Source organism: Xanthomonas prunicola, assembly GCF_025266575.1.
Taxonomy (GTDB): domain Bacteria; phylum Pseudomonadota; class Gammaproteobacteria; order Xanthomonadales; family Xanthomonadaceae; genus Xanthomonas; species Xanthomonas prunicola.
Map to the genome: position 1 here is coordinate 3,259,484 of NZ_CP096142.1, position 13,381 is coordinate 3,272,864.

Below are 13,381 nucleotides of genomic sequence, written 5' to 3' on the forward strand. Positions count from 1 at the left end.
CGCGCTGCGCAGCCGGTATGCTGGGCACCATCGATCTGTATGCAGCGTCTTTCGACGGAGTTTTCCATGAACCACCCCGTGCGTCGCAGTCCCATCGCCAGTTTCTTCGTCGGCCTGTGGGATGTGATGAATTTCACCCGGCGCCTCATTTTCAACCTGGTGTTCTTCGGTTTCCTGTTTTTGCTGCTGCTGTTGTTCGTGGTGGCGCTTGCGCGTGGCGACGGCACCAAGCCGCTGGCTGAGCGCACCACCTTGGTGATCAACCCGGAAGGCACGCTGGTCGAGCAGTTCAGCGCCGACCCGGTGAGCCGGTCGCTGGCCAAGGCAGTGGGCGACAAGAGCGCCGAAGAAGTGCAGCTGCGCGATCTTGTGCGGGTGATCGAGGCGGCCGGCAAGGATCGCAAGATCGAGCGCGTGTTGTTGAATCTGGACAAGTTCCAGCCGTCCGGTTTCGCCTCCCAGCGCGAGGTGGCCGCTGCGCTGCAGAAGTTGCGTGCCTCCGGCAAGCAGATCGTGGCCTTCAGCGAGAGCATGAGCCAGGGCCAGTATCTGCTCGCCGCGCAGGCCAACGAGGTGTATCTGGATCCGATGGGCAGCGTGCTGCTGGAAGGTCTTGGCCGTTATCGCCAGTATTTTCGCGAAGGCCTGCAGGACAAGCTCGGCGTGGACGTGCATCTGTTCCGCGTGGGCGAGTACAAGTCCGCGGCCGAGCCGTACATCCTCGACGCGGCCTCGGCCGATGCCAAGGAAGCTGACCTGTTCTGGATGAACGACGTGTGGCAGCGCTATCTGGCTGACGTTGGCACCGCGCGCAAGCTGAGCCCGGCGCAGCTGACCGCCGGTATCGACACGCTGCCCGAAGGTGTGGCTGCGGCCGGTGGCGACCTTGCCAAGTTCGCGCTGCAGCAGAAGTTGGTGGACGGGCTCAAAACCCGCGAAGAAGTCGATGCATTGCTGGTCAAGCGCGGCGTGGCCGACAGCGATGCCGACAGCGGTTTCCGTAATATCGGTTTCAACGACTATCTGAGCCAGTTGCAGGCACAGGGTTCGCCGATGGACAGCCGCCCGCAGGTGGCCGTGGTGGTGGCGACCGGGGAAATCAGCGGCGGTGAACAGCCGGCAGGACGCATCGGTGGCGAGTCCACTGCGGTGCTGCTGCGCCAGGCGCGTGACGACGAGAAAGTGAAGGCGGTGGTGCTGCGGGTGGATTCGCCCGGCGGCGAAGTGTTCGCCTCCGAGCAGATCCGCCGCGAAGTGGTCGCCCTCAAGCAGGCCGGTAAGCCGGTCGTCGTGTCGATGGGCGATCTGGCGGCTTCCGGCGGTTACTGGATCAGCATGAATGCCGATCGCATCTATGCCGACCCGTCGACCATCAGCGGTTCCATCGGCATTTTCGGCATGGTGCCGAATCTGACCCGCGCGCTGGACAAGATCGGCGTGCACACCGATGGTGTAGGCACCACGCGGTTCGCCGGTGCGTTCGACATCACCCGTCCGCTGGATCCGGCCGCCGGCCAGGTCATCCAGGCGGTGATCAACAAGGGCTACGCCGACTTCACCGGCAAGGTGGCACAGGCGCGTCGCCAGTCAGTGGACGCGATCGACAAGGTTGCGCGTGGTCGTGTGTGGAGTGGCGCACAGGCCAAGGAGCGTGGGTTGGTGGACGCGTTCGGCGGCATGCAGGAAGCGGTGGCCGATGCGGCCGACCGCGCCAAGCTGAGCCGCGGCAAGTTCCGCGTGCGTTACGTGGAAAAGCCTGCCACGCCGTTCTCGCAGTTCATGAGCGGGTTTGCCGGCAGCCGCATGGGTGCCTGGATGCTGAGCGACTCGGGCATGGCGCGCGCATTGGTGGCCCGCTCGTTGCCGGAAGTGGACACGCAGCTGCGCTTTGTCGAAAGCGCCGTGCACGACGGCAAGGCAGGCGGTACGCCGGTTAAATCGCTGGCGTATTGCTTCTGCGGATTCTGACCGAGCGCGTTTAAGCAGTACCTGATGCATCGACGACGCCGGCCATGTGCCGGCGTTGTTGTTTTGCAGGCGGATGCTGCAGCGTGCGACGGCCGAACGAAGCAAGCAGACGGCAGAATGCTCGATTCAATCGTCCGGCGCTCACATCAGGGCACGAGGTCACCTGATTGCTGACGGTCTGCTACTGCGTGGCTGCGTCGATCGCCTTGCGCTGATCTTCGGCCGCCTGATCGGTCGCAGCCTGCACCGCGTGCGCCTTGTTCAGCGGTGCCTGAATGTGGTCGCGCAGAGCGGTGGCCTGCGGGTCGGGCTTCTGTTCGGTGGGCGCGGGCTGCGGCCGCTGACAGGCGCTCAGCGACAACGCCAGGCTGGCTGCAAGCATGCAATGCATCTTCATCGTCGTGACCTCGCTCGGGGTGGCGGTATCCTAACGCTCAGGCCAGCTCTGCGCGTCAACTGCGCAGCAGCGGCCGTTTTCCTGCGGATTGAAGAGGATCACCCACGTGACAATGCACCGTTGGCGGCTGGATGGACAGACCGCCCTCATCACCGGCGCCAGCGCCGGGATTGGCCTTGCCATTGCACGCGAACTGCTCGGCTTCGGCGCCGATCTGCTGATGGTGGCGCGCGATGCCGACGCCCTGGCGCAGGCGCGCGATGAACTTGCCGAGGAATTTCCCGAGCGCGAACTGCATGGGCTGGCCGCCGATGTCTCCGACGATGAAGAGCGCCGCGCGATCCTGGATTGGGTGGAAGACCATGCCGATGGCTTGCATCTGTTGATCAACAATGCCGGTGGCAACGTCACCCGCGCCACCATCGATTACACCGAGGACGAGTGGCGCGGCATCTTCGAAACCAATGTGTTTTCGGCATTTGAATTATCGCGTTATGCGCACCCGTTGCTGACGCAACATGCTGCGTCGGCCATCGTCAATGTCGGCAGCGTCTCGGGCATCACGCATGTGCGTAGCGGCGCGCCGTACGGCATGACCAAGGCGGCGTTGCAGCAGATGACGCGCAACCTGGCGGTGGAGTGGGCCGAAGACGGCATCCGCGTCAACGCGGTGGCGCCGTGGTACATCCGCACACGCCGCACCTCCGGGCCGTTGTCGGATCCGGATTACTACGAGCAAGTGATCGAGCGCACCCCGATGCGTCGCATCGGCGAACCGGAAGAAGTTGCCGCCGCGGTGGGGTTTCTGTGCCTGCCCGCTGCCAGTTACATCACCGGCGAATGCATCGCGGTGGATGGCGGATTCTTGCGCTACGGGTTTTAGCGCGGGCAACAAACCACCGGCGACGCGATGATCGAAGGCGCAGGAGAGTCGAGCGGCCTGTTCTTGCACATGCTGGTACGGCGCGCGTCTGGCGGAGTAACGCTGGCGATTGCTCGCCATTGGTCCAGCGCCCGCTGCCTCAATCACAGCAGAGATGTGCTTAGGGCGTTGCGGCCGGATTGGCGCAGCGACTTTCGTCGAGTACCCGGCGCATCTGATCAAAGCGCTGTTTGCGTTCGGCCGATTGCGCTTCGTCGGAGAAGCGCCAGGTGGATTCGGCCTGCTCGGCGCGTTTGCGCCACGCCTCGCACAGGCTCTGGTCCGGTACCGGCGCGCAGCGGTCTGTGACCACTTCACACGCGCTACCGCCACCGGTCGCCGGGCCGCCTGCGAGGTTGGTGGTCTGCATCGGCAGGCAGCGCGTGGCTGGCTCGCGATCTTCAGTGAAGTAACGCCCGTTGTCGTGCGTGGTGCACTCAAACAGCGGTGGGGGCGGCAGCGTCGAGGTGGAGGTCACCGCCGGTGCGGGTGGTGCGGCGGGCGTGGTTGCTGCAACTGGCGCCGATGCAGCGGCTGGCGCAGCAGCCCGTGGTTGCGCCGCTGGGCTCGCGCGTACCGGCGATGCGGTTGCTCCGCCCGGCGCGAATGGCACCGCCGCCGGTGCGGTCATCAGTTTTTTCTGTTGTTGCATGCCTTTCGGGCACGGCATGTTCTGCACCGTCAGCGCGCCGGTGGGATCGGTACAGCGGTAGATCGTCACGTCCTGTGCGTCGGCTAGCGAACCCATCGCGGTCATGCTCAACGCCATCATGCCCAACAGCAGACGGCGCCTCATGCGCCGCCACAATCGCGTTGCTGGCGCGCTTCGATACCGCGCTGTTCACGGCTGAGATCCTCGCGCTCGCTCTGCAGCGCGCTGTTATAGCGGCGGATCAGCTCCCAGCGGCGGTCGGCCAGGCGCGCGCAGACTTCCTGTGCAGGCAGGGCATGGCATTCGTCGCGGATCTGCACATTGCCGTACGGCACGATCACCGTGCCGCCGTAGCCGCCGCCGTTGTAACCACCCTGATAGTCCCCCTGGTAAGTGTCTGCGCCGAAGCTTGCGCTGCCGCGGATGCTTCCTCGTCCAGAGCCGCCCTGCACCGATATTGCCGGGCGCGGGCGCACCGAAATCGGTGGGCGCTGGATACCGCCGCCGCTCACCGAGGGGGCAATGGCATTGCCCACATAGGCCGGCCCCCAGGTCGGCACCCAGCGCGGATTGCCTTCCGGGCTGTCGCTTGTGTAGCGGTTGCCGTCTTCCGTGGTGCACTCGTACATCGGCTGCGGCGGTTGCACGGTGACAATGCGGACCTCGTGCGCGGGCGCTGCGGCGACCGGTGCCGGTGGCTCCGCACGTGCCGGACGCGGGGGTGGGTCTTGTGGGCGCTGCATGTCCAGCACCTGCTGGCGACCGCTGCTACACGGCGCATCCTGCAGGGCGACCGTGCCGGTGCTGCTCACGCAGCGATAGACCCGCACATTCGGGTCGGGTTTGCTCGCAGAGGTGGCGGCCGACGCAGGCAGCGCCGCGGCCAGCAGCAGAAGAGTCAGGACGGTACGCATGGCCGCAGTGTGCGCGCCTGTGCGGCTGCCGCAAAGTGGCATGGCTGAATGGTGTACGGGATAGAGGCGATAAGGCGCCATTTGGCGTAGGACCGCTGCCGTAACGGCAGGCCGTCGTCGGGCGGGGATGACTGCACGACGACCGGGATGTGCGAGCGACATGCTGCACCGAACAGGACCACACGCAGCGCTTGGCTGCGCCGTCGTTCCTCAGTTGCACTCAGTCGCGCAGGATCTGGCCACTGCGCGCGTCGCGGATCTGGGTTGGCTGCGCCAGCGCACCCACCTCGCCGTCCATCACGCCATCAATCGTTGCCAGCAAGGCAGGATCCAGCGCAGCGCGGCTGCGCGCTGGCGGCTCGCCGGCCAGGTTGGCGCTGGTCGACACCAGTGGCGCCCCCCAGGCCGCGCACAGCGCTGCCACGACAGGATGTGCGCTGATGCGTACCGCCAGTCCGTCATGCTCGCCGGTGACCCAGCGCGGCGCCCGTGCGGTGACCGGCAAGATCCAGGTATGCGGGCCGGGCCAGCTGGCCAGCACGTCCTGCCGGCGTGCCGGCTCCAGCGCGTCGATGTCGACCCAGTCGCGCAGCACCTCCACGCTCGACGCCACCACGATCACGCCCTTGTCGACCGGGCGCCGCTTGATCTCCAGCAGTCGCAGCACGGCCGCTTCTTGGCGCGGATCACAGCCCAGACCCCACACCGCTTCGGTGGGGTAGGCGATCACGCCGCCCTGGCTCAGGGTGGCGACAGCGTTATCCAGGGGGAGCGTGTGGGTCATGCTGCGCCTCTCAGCCTGCCGTCTTGCTCACGGTCTTCTTGACCACGCGCTTTACTGCTTTCTTGGCAGCCGCCTTCTTGGCCGGCGCTTTCTTTGCAGCGGTCTTGCTGGCCGCCGTCTTGGTCGCGGTCTTCTTGACTGCAGGCTTCTTCGGCGAGGAATCCTTGACCGTGTTCTTCTTCAGCGTGGCCTTCTTGGCGCCAAAACCCTTGCGCACCGGCTTGCCGGTATCGGCCAGCAGCTGCTGCACTTCTTCGAACGTCAACGACGCCGGCTCGCGATCCTTGGGGATCTTGCCATTGAGCTTGCCGTCGCTGATGTACGGACCGAAGCGGCCATTGAGCACCTGGATGTCGCTGCCTTCGAAGTCCTTGATCACCCGGTTGCGCGCAATCTCTTCCTTCTCTTCGATCAGGAACACCGCACGCGCCAGGTCGATGGTGTACGGGTCGTCTTCTTTCTTCAGCGACGCATACACGCTGCCACGGCGCGCGAACGGGCCGAAGCGGCCGATGCCGACGCTGACGTCCTGGTCTTTGTCCTGGCCCAGTGCGCGCGGCATCTTGAACAGTTCCAACGCGTCTTCGATGGAGATCGAATAGATGCTCTGGCCCGGGCGCAACGAGGCGAACGTGGGCTTGTCCTCGTCTTCCACGGTGCCGATCTGCACCATCGGGCCGAAGCGGCCGATGCGCGCGCTGACTTCCTTGCCGCTGACCGGGTCGGTGCCGAGCACGCGTACGCTGCCGGCATCGGTCTTGTCCAAGGAGTCTTTTTTGTCTTCGACCAATTCCTTGAACGGGCCCCAGAACTTCTCCATCAACGGAATCCACTCGGCTTCGCCGCGCGAGACCGCATCCAGATCGTCTTCCAGATTGGCGGTGAAGTCGTAGTCCACGTAGCGGGTGAAATGCCCGGACAGGAACTTGGACACCGCACGGCCCACGTCGGTGGGGCGGAAGCTGCGGCCTTCCATTTCCACGTACTTGCGGAACTGCAGGGTCTGGATGATCGAGGCATAGGTGGAGGGACGGCCGATGCCGTATTCCTCCAGCGCCTTGACCAGCGCCGCTTCGGTGAAGCGCGGCGGCGGCTGGGTGAAGTGCTGGTCGGTGACGATGCGGTCCAGCGGGATGTTGTCGCCGGCCTTCATCAGCGGCAGTTTGCGGCCTTCGTCCTCGTCCTCGCTGCTCTTGGTGTCCTTGCCTTCCTCATAGACCGCCAGAAAGCCCGGTACCACCACGGTGGTACCGCTGGCGCGGAACACGTGCTCGCTGCCCGCCGAGAGATCCACGCTGACGGTATTGAGCGTGGCCGGAATCATCTGGCAGGCCACGGCGCGGCGCCAGATCAATTCGTACAGGCGGCGCTCGTCGTCGGACAAGAAGCGCGCCACCTGCGCAGGCGTGCGCAACGCGGAGGTCGGGCGCACCGCTTCGTGCGCTTCCTGCGCGTTCTTGGATTTGGTGGTGTAGGCGTTGGGCTGGTCCGGCAACGAGGCGGTGCCGAAATCGCGCGCGATCACATCGCGGATTTCCGACAGCGCGTCCTGCGACAGGTTCACCGAGTCGGTACGCATATAGCTGATCAAGCCGACCGAGCCTTCGTCGCCCAGCGCCACGCCTTCGTACAGCTTCTGCGCCACCTGCATGGTCTTGCGGGTGGTGAAGCCGAGCTTGCGCGAGGCTTCCTGCTGCAGCGTGGAGGTGGTGAACGGCGGGGCAGGGCGACGCTTGCGCTCCTTGCTGGCCACGTCGGTGACATGCAGCACGCCTTGGGCGGCCTGCTGGATGCGCAGCCGCGCGGCCTCAGCAGTGTCGCCGTCGGTGACGGTGAACTGCTCGAACTTCTGCCCGTCCAGCTTGATCAGACGCGCATTGAACGCTTGCGACGGATGCCGGCAATGCGCATCGATGGACCAGTATTCGCGTGCGATGAAGGCTTCGATCTCTTCTTCGCGCTCAACGATCATGCGCAACGCCGGCGACTGCACACGGCCGGCGGACAAGCCGCGCTGCACCTTGCGCCACAACACCGGCGACAGGTTGAAGCCGACCAGATAATCGAGCGCGCGGCGCGCCTGTTGCGCATCCACCAGGTCGGAGGCGATCGCGCGCGGCTTGAGCATGGCTTCCTTGATCGCGCGCGGTGTGATTTCGGTGAACACCACCCGCTGCATCGGCTTGTCCTTGAGCAGGCCGCGCTCTTTCAGGATCTCGGCGATGTGCCAGCTGATCGCCTCGCCCTCGCGGTCCGGGTCGGTCGCCAGAAAGATGTCGTCGGCGCTCTTGGCGGCACGGGCGATGGCTTCGACATGCTTCTCGTTCTTCTCGATCAGGTCGTAACGCATCGCAAAGCCGTTGTCCGGATCGACCGCGCCTTCCTTGGGGACCAGGTCGCGCACGTGCCCATACGAGGCCAGGACGGTGAAGTCCTTGCCGAGGTATTTATTGATCGTCTTGGCCTTGGCGGGCGATTCGACGATGAGCAGGTGCTTGGGCATGGTGGCAACTTCTTGGGGCGGAGCCCGGGGGGCGGGTAGCGTGGCCTAATTGGCCGGTCGAGGGAAGCAGATCGGCCGTTTCCCACACGTTAACGCCCGGGAAATGCTCCCGGGCGTTCAGTTCTCTTATTAGAAAGATCACGGCGGACGCCGCCGTGTCAAGCGGCCAGCGCCGCGAACTGTTAGCTCTGGCTCATTCCGATCGCCGCCAGCATGAAGGCCACGACCACCACCGACAGCACCAAGATCACTCCGTAAATGGCTAGAACCACGATGGAGACGGTATCCAGGCCCCTGGATTGCCGTTCCGGATATTCGGTGAAGGCCCAACGGTCCACGACCAGGGTGTCGCAGACCTTGTCGTGCGGAGCCTGCTTGCGCTCGGTCATGCCGGCCATGAAGGCGGCCACGATCACGCCGATACCCAGGGTGAGCACGCTGATCAGCATGTAGGCCAGATAGCGCAGCACATTGCGCCAGAATCCGACCCGGCCGCCATTGCTGTCGGCGCGCACCAGCTTGATGCCACAGGCGAGCTTGCCCAGGCTGGCCTGGTGCCGGCTGGACTGCATCCAGGCGAAATACAGCGTCGGGATGGCCAGGCCGATGCCGTAAGACATCACCACGATCGCGATGCCGAGCGCACTTCCGTCATCCAGCGCCGAACCCGAATCGCCGTGTGTGGTCGCCAGCGCGATCACGAGCACCAGCGGGATCACGATCAGATACACCGCAAAGGTGGTGATCAGACTATCGAGAATGCTGGCGGCCACGCGCCGCCACAGGCCGGCGTAGACCACCGGCGCATCGTGCAGCGCGACGCCTGCCGCGGGCGCGGCGAGGACGGGAGCGTCCCAGGCGCTTGGAAGCGACGCGGTCGCTGCTGCCCGGGGGGATCCCGGTGCCGATGTCGCGTCCGGGGGTGTGCTAAGGGCCGGACCTGACGTCAGCGGCGTGGTCGCCGTGTCTGTCGGCGCGGTGGACCACGCCGACGAATCCGATGCTGAGCCCTGGTCGCCTGGCGGGTGCAGCGGGGAGTCGACGGCTGGGTGGTGGTTGGCACGGTCAGTCGCCGCGGCATCACTGGCACTGGCAGTGATGCCGCCGCCAGCAACTGCCGGCTGCCACGGCGATGTCTCAGCAGCATGGTCGTGTGGCTGTGAGGTCGCAGCTGGCGATGCTGTGGCTGGGACGCTGTCGCCGGAATGCCCAGCCGACAATGGCGCCTCGCTCGGCGCGTCCGCAGGTGTCGGCCCGCTGGCCTCTGCTGTCGCCGACACGGCGCTGTCCAGGCCCAGTTCGGCCTCGATGTCGTGCAGCGCCACCCATTGCACCAGACCTTCGCGCCAGACCAGGCTGGAACGGTCGATGATGCCTTGCGCCAGGCGCGCGCAAAGCGTGTCCGTGTCCACCGGCCCCTGGCGCTGCCGCTGTGCGTCGGCGTAATACCACTGCGTCATGTTGTCCCCTTAACGTGTAGCGATCGGCATGCAGCTGGCGGTCAGCCGCGGCAATTGGGTGGAAGTTGGGTGTCGTCGATTTCGGAACTGCAATGCCAGCTGCCGGCATCTGCATCCAGCTCCAGCCACAGCGCCTTGCCATCGATTCTGGCCGACTTGGGCGCATGGATCACGGCTTCGATACCGCATTTGCTGCTCTCGAAACGGCCGATGCGCACGCTGCTCAACCGCTCGCTCGCATACTGCTCGGGCGGCTTGAAGCCGGGGTCGCCATTGACCGGGCAGCGGCCCTCGCTCGCGAGAAATTCGGCGATCTGCGGCTTTAATGGCGTCAACTCACTCATCACCTCGGCCAGCTTGGCGCGGCCCAGATAATCGTTGTAAGCCGGAAACGCGATCGCGGCGAGGATGCCGATCACGCCCACCAGCACAAAGACCCCGACCACCGCGCCGAGCACCGCAACCAGCGGCCAGCCAGGGCGGTTGCCGCGCGGGTGCGCTGGACCTACGGACGAAGGAGTAAGCGGAGTGTGCGCCGCAGCAGGCGGCAACGGCGGCGGAACCGCGGCTGCACGCACATCAGTGGAAACGGGTGGGCCAAGCGTGTCGGCGCAGGCAGACAGTGGCAACCAGTGGTCCAGGCCTTCCCGCCAGACCAACGTATCCAGGGCGATCGCGCGATCGCGATACAGACCCCGCAACGTGTCGTCGGCCACCGGACCGTGCCGATGGCGGTGGCCATCGGCGTAATACCAACTGCGCATCCCCGTCCCCTTGCACGCACATCCGTGGCGGCTTCAACGCTCAGTGTACGGGTTCAGGCTCGTCCAGGAACATCTGGGTTTCCATCCAGGCGTAGGCCGCTTCGGCGCCGGGCTGGTTGAACAACACCATCAGCACCACCCACTTGAGGTCGTCCAGATCCAGTTCGTCCTGGTCCAGCGCCATGGCGCGGTCCAGGACCAACTCGCGCTGGTCGGCGTCGAGAATGCGGTGTTGCTCGAGGAACAGCAGAAATCCGCGGCAGTCCACATCGAGTTTGTCCAGCTCCGGCCCGTGATAGATCCGCACCGGTCCATCGACATGCGGGCGCGCAACGCTGGGCCGCTGCTCGGAAAGCGCGTCCAGCCAGTCGAAGGCTTTGCTGATTTCCGCGGGACTGAAACCTGCCTGGATCAGGCCATTTTGAAGCGAGTCACGGTCACGGACCAGGTCCGCGTCTTCGCTGAAATAATGTTCAAACAGGTACAGCAGTACATCGAGAATGCTCTCTTTCATTGCCCTCGGCCTGCGTCGCGCGACGCTGTGGAGGTGAAGAAACTAAGGATTGCGGGTATAGCGACCGTGCTCGGTGACCACGTCTCCCTCGAGTTCCATGATGAGCAGCATGGATGACAGCGCGGCGGCCGTCAATCCGGTGCGCTGCACCAATGAATCCATAGGGGTTGGGTCGTGGCCCAGCGCTTGCCACAAGCGCTGGTAGTCAGGATCGGAGCGGGCAGGACCGGCGCCAGCGCTGGTCGTTGTCTTCCTGGGCACCTCAGTGGGGGCGGCCAGGCGCTCGCGCAAGGCGCTGGCCAATTCGCCCGACAGCTGGCCCAATCCCTCAATGACCTGTGCGGGCTCCTGCGCCAGCGTGGCGCCCTGCCGTATCAGGTGATGGCAGCCGCGTGCGAGCGGATTGTGCAAGGAGCCGGGTAGGGCGAACACCTCGCGGCCTGCTTCGGCCGCCAGTCGCGCTGTAATCAGTGCGCCCGAGCGCATTGCCGCTTCGACCACCAGCGTCCCCAATGCCAACCCGGCGATGATGCGGTTGCGGGCCGGAAAGTGCGCCGCGACCGGGGCGGTGCCCGGTAGGTACTCGCTGACCACCGCGCCGCCTGGTTCGGCGATGCGATCGCGCAAACCCTGGTGCCGCTCGGGATAGGCCACATCGGTGCCGGTGCCGACCACTGCCACGGTGATGCCATCGCGCTGGGCCAGTGCGGCTTCGTGCGCGATCGCGTCCACACCTGCGGCCATGCCACTGACGATGCTCAGCCCTGCACTGGCCAGGCTGGAGGCGAATGCGCGGGTGTGGTCGCGGCCGCCGGCAGTGGCCGAGCGGCTGCCGACCACCGCCACGCCCGGATGCCAGAGCGCATTGGGGTCGCCGTCCACGAACAACGCCATTGGCGGGTTGGCGATATGGCGCAACAAGACCGGGTAATCCGGATCGTGCCAGCCGATCAGGTGGTGCCCGGGTTGCTCGCACCAGCGCAGCGCTGCGTCCAGCGCATGCGGGTCAGGAGTTTGCAGCAGCGCAGATTGCAACGCATCGCAACCGGCGAAGCGCCACGCCTCAGGTCCGGCTGCCAGCATCTCGGTCGCTGATCCGAACGAGCTCAGCAGTTTTCGCCGCGGTGAGCTGCGGCCGCCTGCCAGCAGCAGGATCAGGAATGCGCGCACGTCGGGAGCGGTCAGGGCCATGCATCCAGGCTAGGCCGCAAACGACGACGGCGCCCTCGGGCGCCGTCGCGTTGATGCATCGGAACTTTCGCTTACTGCGCGTCAGGATGCTTGACGAAATAACCCAGGCCGGTCGGCTTGACGCTTTCCATCACCAGCGCATAGCTGACCTTGTCGAAGGTGCGGAACACCATCGCATGCGAGGCGTATTCGTCGGGCAGGCCCACGGTGGAACCGGCCGGGCCGCTGAAATCGTCGTCGGTCCGCGAGAAGCGCGAGTGCTTGACGCGGTCGCTGACCGTGCGGCCCTTGCGCCAGATCGAGAACACCGTGCCGTTGTTGATGCCTTCGCGGGCGCCGCCGGAGATGGCGATCACATCGCGGCTGCCGCCGACGGTGAAGGCGTCGGAGATGGCCAGCACACGCAATTCGGTCTGCAGCGCCTGTTCCGACGGCGGATGCGGAATGAACTGCAGGTCGTACGGCTGCGCTTCGACCGCGACGATGCGATCGCCGGCCCGCACTTCGCGGCCGCTGTCCTGCAACAGCAAGGTCGCTGCCTTGGAGTTGCCGCCTGCCGCGCTGCGGGTGATGGTGCCAATGTTGACCTGCGCCAGCTCATAGCCGAGGAACTCACGGCGCGTGCTCGGCGCGATGAAGCTCTTCCAGATGTTGCCGGAGCCGGCGGTGATGTTGCCCGCCATATCCAGGTCTTCGTTGTGCTTGGGCAGGCTGAACTTCACGGTCGGGCGCACCACCGCAAAGCGTTGACCCGGCTGTGCGTTTTCCAGCCCGACCACATAGGCGAGCTGGCCCGTGGTGGCGCGCGAACGCCCGCCTTCCAGACCCACCACATAGGGCAGTTGGTCGAAGTCGTCGACCACCCGCAGGTTCTTCAGGAACGGCTCGACGTCTGCCAATGGAATGGCATTGATCGGCGCTTCCTGGCGCGGGCCGGGCTGGATCGTGCCTTTGCCGACACGGTCCAGGTAGGCCAGGCTGATCACGTCACCCGGATAGATCAGGTGCGGATTCTGGATTTGCGGATTGGCTTGCCAGATTTCCGGCCACAGCCATGGTTTTTGCAGGAAACGCCCAGCGATGTCCCACAGGGTATCGCCCTTGCGGACCACATAGGTGTCTGGATGCTCGCCCACCGCTTGCGCGGCAGCGTAGGTCGCGACGGTCAACATCGCCGCAGCGACGACCGTACGAAGTCGGATTAACATTGAGTACCTTCTTGCCTGATTCCCCAACAGGTCCGCGCACTATAGTCCAGAACCAGGGGCGCCACGCAAGCATTGCGCTAGAATGACACCGTCTTGCCGGCGCC

General features: G+C 65.4%; 12 protein-coding genes. 2 read left to right on the forward strand and 10 right to left on the reverse strand.

The features are described 5' to 3' along the window. Positions 1-66 precede the first annotated feature (66 nt). Positions 67-1,968 carry a signal peptide peptidase SppA gene (gene sppA, locus M0D43_RS13870; RefSeq protein WP_252161860.1) on the forward strand — a complete coding sequence of 634 codons (1,902 nt, stop codon included), beginning with the start codon at positions 67-69 and terminating at the stop codon, positions 1,966-1,968. A gap of 181 nt (positions 1,969-2,149) precedes the next feature. Here the strand turns inward: sppA and M0D43_RS13875 are convergent, their stop codons facing one another. Beyond that, positions 2,150-2,365 (reverse strand): hypothetical protein, encoded by a 216-nt coding sequence (locus M0D43_RS13875; RefSeq protein WP_101362340.1) that lies wholly within the window; start codon positions 2,363-2,365, stop codon positions 2,150-2,152. A 106-nt stretch (positions 2,366-2,471) separates the two neighbouring features. Here M0D43_RS13875 and M0D43_RS13880 point away from each other — a divergent pair, with 106 nt between their 5' ends. After that, a complete protein-coding gene (locus tag M0D43_RS13880; protein ID WP_252161861.1) occupies positions 2,472-3,248 on the forward strand; it encodes an SDR family oxidoreductase in 777 nt (258 codons plus the stop codon). A 160-nt stretch (positions 3,249-3,408) separates the two neighbouring features. On the opposite strand, the gene M0D43_RS13885 is transcribed toward M0D43_RS13880, so the two are convergent. The 9 genes from M0D43_RS13885 to M0D43_RS13925 form a co-directional block, all read right to left on the reverse strand. Then, on the reverse strand, positions 3,409-4,056 hold the full coding sequence (locus tag M0D43_RS13885; RefSeq protein WP_260808271.1) for a DUF4124 domain-containing protein: 648 nt from the start codon (positions 4,054-4,056) through the stop codon (positions 3,409-3,411). 23 nt (positions 4,057-4,079) lie between these two features. Further along, positions 4,080-4,853, reverse strand: a complete 774-nt coding sequence (locus M0D43_RS13890) for a DUF4124 domain-containing protein (RefSeq protein WP_260807260.1) — start codon at positions 4,851-4,853, stop codon at positions 4,080-4,082. Positions 4,854-5,073: 220 nt separating this feature from the next. Continuing rightward, complete coding sequence (gene tsaC, locus M0D43_RS13895; protein ID WP_260807261.1) at positions 5,074-5,637, reverse strand: L-threonylcarbamoyladenylate synthase type 1 TsaC; 564 nt, start codon at positions 5,635-5,637, stop codon at positions 5,074-5,076. A gap of 10 nt (positions 5,638-5,647) precedes the next feature. Then, positions 5,648-8,140: a DNA topoisomerase I gene (locus tag M0D43_RS13900; RefSeq protein WP_260807262.1), complete on the reverse strand. Its 2,493-nt coding sequence runs from the start codon at positions 8,138-8,140 to the stop codon at positions 5,648-5,650. Positions 8,141-8,322: 182 nt separating this feature from the next. Next, positions 8,323-9,600 (reverse strand): RDD family protein, encoded by a 1,278-nt coding sequence (locus tag M0D43_RS13905; RefSeq protein ID WP_252161865.1) that lies wholly within the window; start codon positions 9,598-9,600, stop codon positions 8,323-8,325. A 41-nt stretch (positions 9,601-9,641) separates the two neighbouring features. Then, complete coding sequence (locus M0D43_RS13910) at positions 9,642-10,364, reverse strand: pilin (RefSeq protein ID WP_260807264.1); 723 nt, start codon at positions 10,362-10,364, stop codon at positions 9,642-9,644. 40 nt (positions 10,365-10,404) lie between these two features. After that, the gene (locus tag M0D43_RS13915; RefSeq protein ID WP_003484452.1) at positions 10,405-10,878 is read right to left on the reverse strand and encodes a DUF494 family protein; all 474 of its coding nucleotides are present in this window, start codon (positions 10,876-10,878) and stop codon (positions 10,405-10,407) included. A 42-nt stretch (positions 10,879-10,920) separates the two neighbouring features. Next, positions 10,921-12,069, reverse strand: coding sequence for a DNA-processing protein DprA (dprA, locus tag M0D43_RS13920; protein WP_260807265.1), 1,149 nt, complete (start codon positions 12,067-12,069; stop codon positions 10,921-10,923). Between the two features lie 71 nt (positions 12,070-12,140). Then, positions 12,141-13,277 (reverse strand): LysM peptidoglycan-binding domain-containing protein, encoded by a 1,137-nt coding sequence (locus M0D43_RS13925; RefSeq protein WP_252161868.1) that lies wholly within the window; start codon positions 13,275-13,277, stop codon positions 12,141-12,143. Between the last annotated feature and the right edge of the window lie 104 nt (positions 13,278-13,381).